This window comes from Rhodococcus erythropolis NBRC 15567 (assembly GCF_001552595.1).
In the GTDB taxonomy this organism is placed as follows: Bacteria; Actinomycetota; Actinomycetes; order Mycobacteriales; family Mycobacteriaceae; genus Rhodococcus_F; species Rhodococcus_F erythropolis.
Window position 1 is genome coordinate 1 of sequence record NZ_BCRM01000055.1, and the last position, 5,289, is coordinate 5,289.

Sequence of the window (5,289 nt, forward strand, 5' to 3'; positions counted from 1 at the left end):
TGTTCGGCGGTGTCCTACTCTCCCACACCCTGTCGAGTGCAGTACCATCGGCGCTGAAGGGCTTAGCTTCCGGGTTCGGAATGGGACCGGGCGTTTCCCCTTCGCTATGACCGCCGTAACTCTATGAAACTGTCACAGTAACCAACTTCTGATCACCTGGTTTCACCGTGCACCAACCCGAACCCGTTACCGGGTGGATGGATGACGGAGAAAACAGAGTTTCTCATCAGTATCTGTGTGTTGTTTCAGATACCGCACAGTGGACGCGTAGCTTCTTTGTGGTAAGTCCTCGGCCTATTAGTACCAGTCACCTGCATGCATTACTGCACTTCCAGTTCTGGCCTATCAACCCGGTGGTCTGCCGGGGGCCTTACCCCCTCGAGGGGGTGAGAAACCTCATCTTGGAACAGGCTTCCCGCTTAGATGCTTTCAGCGGTTATCCCTTCCGAACGTAGCTAACCAGCGGTGCTCCTGGCGGAACAACTGGCACACCAGAGGTTCGTCCGTCCCGGTCCTCTCGTACTAGGGACAGCCTTCCTCAAGTTTCTAACGCGCGCGGCGGATAGAGACCGAACTGTCTCACGACGTTCTAAACCCAGCTCGCGTGCCGCTTTAATGGGCGAACAGCCCAACCCTTGGGACCTACTCCAGCCCCAGGATGCGACGAGCCGACATCGAGGTGCCAAACCATCCCGTCGATATGGACTCTTGGGGAAGATCAGCCTGTTATCCCCGGGGTACCTTTTATCCGTTGAGCGACACCGCTTCCACTTGCCGGTGCCGGATCACTAGTCCCGACTTTCGTCCCTGCTCGACCTGTCAGTCTCACAGTCAAGCTCCCTTGTGCACTTGCACTCGACACCTGATTGCCAACCAGGCTGAGGGAACCTTTGGGCGCCTCCGTTACATTTTGGGAGGCAACCGCCCCAGTTAAACTACCCACCAGGCACTGTCCCTGAACCAGATCATGGTCCGAGGTTAGAGGTCCAATTCGATCAGAGTGGTATTTCAACAACGACTCCACGATAACTGGCGTCACCGTTTCACAGTCTCCCACCTATCCTACACAAACCGAACCGAACACCAATACCAAGCTGTAGTGAAGGTCCCGGGGTCTTTTCGTCCTGCCGCGCGTAACGAGCATCTTTACTCGTAATGCAATTTCGCCGAGTCTACGGTTGAGACAGCTGAGAAGTCGTTACGCCATTCGTGCAGGTCGGAACTTACCCGACAAGGAATTTCGCTACCTTAGGATGGTTATAGTTACCACCGCCGTTTACTGGGGCTTAAATTCTCAGCTTCGCTCCCGAAGGAACTAACCGGTCCTCTTAACCTTCCAGCACCGGGCAGGCGTCAGTCCGTATACATCGTCTTACGACTTCGCACGGACCTGTGTTTTTAGTAAACAGTCGCTTCTCACTGGTCTCTGCGGCCCCACCCAGCTCAGACAGTAAATGTCGTCACCAAACAGGGCCCCCCTTCTCCCGAAGTTACGGGGGCATTTTGCCGAGTTCCTTAACCATAGTTATCTCGATCGCCTTAGTATTCTCTACCTGACCACCTGTGTCGGTTTGGGGTACGGGCCGTGTGAAAGCTCGCTAGAGGCTTTTCTCGGCAGCATAGGATCACTGAATTCGCCTCAATCGGCTACGCATCACGTCTCAGGCTTGTATGCGACCCGGATTTGCCTAGGTCACGCCCTACACGCTTACACCAGTATTACCACTGACTGGCTCAGCTACCTTCCTGCGTCACCCCATCGCTTGGCTACTACCAGATCAGGTCCCATGCATCCACCAACTCGAGACCCGAAGGTCTTCTCGTGGCTTCAGGATGGTTAGTATCACTGATTCACCATGGGCGCGTTCACACGGGTACGGGAATATCAACCCGTTGTCCATCGGCTACGCCTGTCGGCCTCGTCTTAGGTCCCGACTCACCCTGGGCGGATTAACCTGGCCCAGGAACCCTTGGTCATTCGGCGGACGAGTTTCTCACTCGTCTTTCGCTACTCATGCCTGCATTCTCACTCGTGTGGCCTCCACGGCTAGGTCACCCTGCCGCTTCCATGGCCACACGACGCTCCCCTACCCATCCACACACCTGCCAGAAAATCCTTGGATCAACTGGGGGCTATTGCGTGAATGCCGCAGCTTCGGTGGTGTACTTGAGCCCCGCTACATTGTCGGCGCAGGATCACTTGACCAGTGAGCTATTACGCACTCTTTCAAGGGTGGCTGCTTCTAAGCCAACCTCCTGGTTGTCTTCGCGACCCCACATCCTTTTCCACTTAGTACACGCTTAGGGACCTTAGCTGGCGATCTGGGCTGTTTCCCTCTCGACTACGAACCTTATCGCCCGCAGTCTCACTGCCGCGCTCTCACTCACCGGCATTCGGAGTTTGGCTGATTTCGGTAAGCTTGTGGGCCCCCTAGACCATCCAGTAGCTCTACCTCCGGTGAGAAACACGCGACGCTGCACCTAAATGCATTTCGGGGAGAACCAGCTATCACGGAGTTTGATTGGCCTTTCACCCCTACCCACAACTCATCCCCTCAGTTTTCAACCTAAGTGGGTTCGGTCCTCCACGACGTCTTACCGTCGCTTCAACCTGGCCATGGGTAGATCACTCCGCTTCGGGTCTAGAGCATGCCACTACGATCGCCCTATTCGGACTCGCTTTCGCTACGGCTACCCCACACGGGTTAACCTCGCGACATGCCACTAACTCGCAGGCTCATTCTTCAAAAGGCACGCCATCACCCCCAACAGTAAACTGTTCGAAGGCTCTGACGGATTGTAAGCGCACGGTTTCAGGTACTATTTCACTCCCCTCCCGGGGTACTTTTCACCTTTCCCTCACGGTACTAGTCCGCTATCGGTCACCAGGGAGTATTCAGGCTTATCGGGTGGTCCCGACAGATTCACACCAGATTTCACGGGCCCGGTGCTACTTGGGTTTCCATTACAACAGTCACAAAGTTTTCGTGTACGGGATTCTCACCCTCTACGACAGGCCGTTCCAGACCACTTCCACTAACCCTGTGATTTCTTACTGTTGGCCTGCTCGGCAGAACAGACAAAATGAACCCCACAACCCCACGAATGCAACACCTGCCGGCTATCACACACCCATGGTTTAGCCTCTTCCGCTTTCGCTCGCCACTACTCACGGAATCACGGTTGTTTTCTCTTCCTGTGGGTACTGAGATGTTTCACTTCCCCACGTTCCCTCCACACGCCCTATATATTCAGGCGCGGGTAACACGACATCACTCGTGCTGGGTTTCCCCATTCGGACATCCTCGGATCACAGCTCGGTTGACAGCTCCCCGAGGCTTATCGCAGCCTCCTACGTCCTTCATCGGCTCCTGGTGCCAAGGCATCCACCGTACGCTCTTCATTACTTACAACAAAGATGCTCGCGTCCACTGTGCAGTTCTCAAACAACACACAACCCCAGAACTCCCGTGAGCACCAGCCGAACACCAACCAAGTCACCTCAGTTACCTATTCGCGGTATGACCCACATTCCAGTGTTGTCGTTACTTCCTAGAGAGGAAACACTCGCGTGTTCTCTCAGGACCCAACAGTATGTCGATATATTGTTCGTCGGCCTCCCACAGAGGAGAAACCGTACGACGATCAAGTTTGTCAGCGTCCACCCATGAGCTCCTGCCGGACCACAAGTGGGTCCGAAACAGGCTCTGCCAACCAACCATCCACCTGTGTGGATATTGGATTGGAGAATGCTCCTTAGAAAGGAGGTGATCCAGCCGCACCTTCCGGTACGGCTACCTTGTTACGACTTCGTCCCAATCGCCGATCCCACCTTCGACGGCTCCCTCCCACAAGGGGTTAAGCCACCGGCTTCGGGTGTTACCGACTTTCATGACGTGACGGGCGGTGTGTACAAGGCCCGGGAACGTATTCACCGCAGCGTTGCTGATCTGCGATTACTAGCGACTCCGACTTCACGGGGTCGAGTTGCAGACCCCGATCCGAACTGAGACCAGCTTTAAGGGATTCGCTCCACCTCACGGTCTCGCAGCCCTCTGTACTGGCCATTGTAGCATGTGTGAAGCCCTGGACATAAGGGGCATGATGACTTGACGTCGTCCCCACCTTCCTCCGAGTTGACCCCGGCAGTCTCTTACGAGTCCCCACCATAACGTGCTGGCAACATAAGATAGGGGTTGCGCTCGTTGCGGGACTTAACCCAACATCTCACGACACGAGCTGACGACAGCCATGCACCACCTGTATACCGACCACAAGGGGGGCCACATCTCTGCAGCTTTCCGGTATATGTCAAACCCAGGTAAGGTTCTTCGCGTTGCATCGAATTAATCCACATGCTCCGCCGCTTGTGCGGGCCCCCGTCAATTCCTTTGAGTTTTAGCCTTGCGGCCGTACTCCCCAGGCGGGGCGCTTAATGCGTTAGCTACGGCACGGATTCCGTGGAAGGAACCCACACCTAGCGCCCACCGTTTACGGCGTGGACTACCAGGGTATCTAATCCTGTTCGCTACCCACGCTTTCGTTCCTCAGCGTCAGTTACTGCCCAGAGACCCGCCTTCGCCACCGGTGTTCCTCCTGATATCTGCGCATTTCACCGCTACACCAGGAATTCCAGTCTCCCCTGCAGTACTCAAGTCTGCCCGTATCGCCTGCAAGCCAGCAGTTGAGCTGCTGGTTTTCACAAACGACGCGACAAACCGCCTACGAACTCTTTACGCCCAGTAATTCCGGACAACGCTTGCACCCTACGTATTACCGCGGCTGCTGGCACGTAGTTAGCCGGTGCTTCTTCTGCAGGTACCGTCACTTGCGCTTCGTCCCTGCTGAAAGAGGTTTACAACCCGAAGGCCGTCATCCCTCACGCGGCGTCGCTGCATCAGGCTTTCGCCCATTGTGCAATATTCCCCACTGCTGCCTCCCGTAGGAGTCTGGGCCGTGTCTCAGTCCCAGTGTGGCCGGTCACCCTCTCAGGTCGGCTACCCGTCGTCGCCTTGGTAGGCCATTACCCCACCAACAAGCTGATAGGCCGCGGGCCCATCCTGCACCGATAAATCTTTCCACCCCAAGTCATGCAACCTGAGGTCATATCCGGTATTAGACCCAGTTTCCCAGGCTTATCCCGAAGTGCAGGGCAGATCACCCACGTGTTACTCACCCGTTCGCCGCTCGTGTACCCCGAAAGGCCTTACCGCTCGACTTGCATGTGTTAAGCACGCCGCCAGCGTTCGTCCTGAGCCAGGATCAAACTCTCCGTTGAAGACTCTAGAT

General features: G+C 55.7%; 3 rRNA genes. All 3 read right to left on the reverse strand.

Features of this window, described 5'->3' with window-relative positions:
• Position 1 precedes the first annotated feature (1 nt).
• Positions 2-118 (reverse strand): 5S ribosomal RNA (gene rrf, locus RE4_RS30490).
• Positions 119-277: 159 nt separating this feature from the next.
• A 23S ribosomal RNA gene (locus tag RE4_RS30495) occupies positions 278-3,413 on the reverse strand.
• 347 nt (positions 3,414-3,760) lie between these two features.
• A 16S ribosomal RNA gene (locus RE4_RS30500) occupies positions 3,761-5,278 on the reverse strand.
• The 16S, 23S and 5S rRNA genes sit together here, the layout of an rRNA operon.
• Between the last annotated feature and the right edge of the window lie 11 nt (positions 5,279-5,289).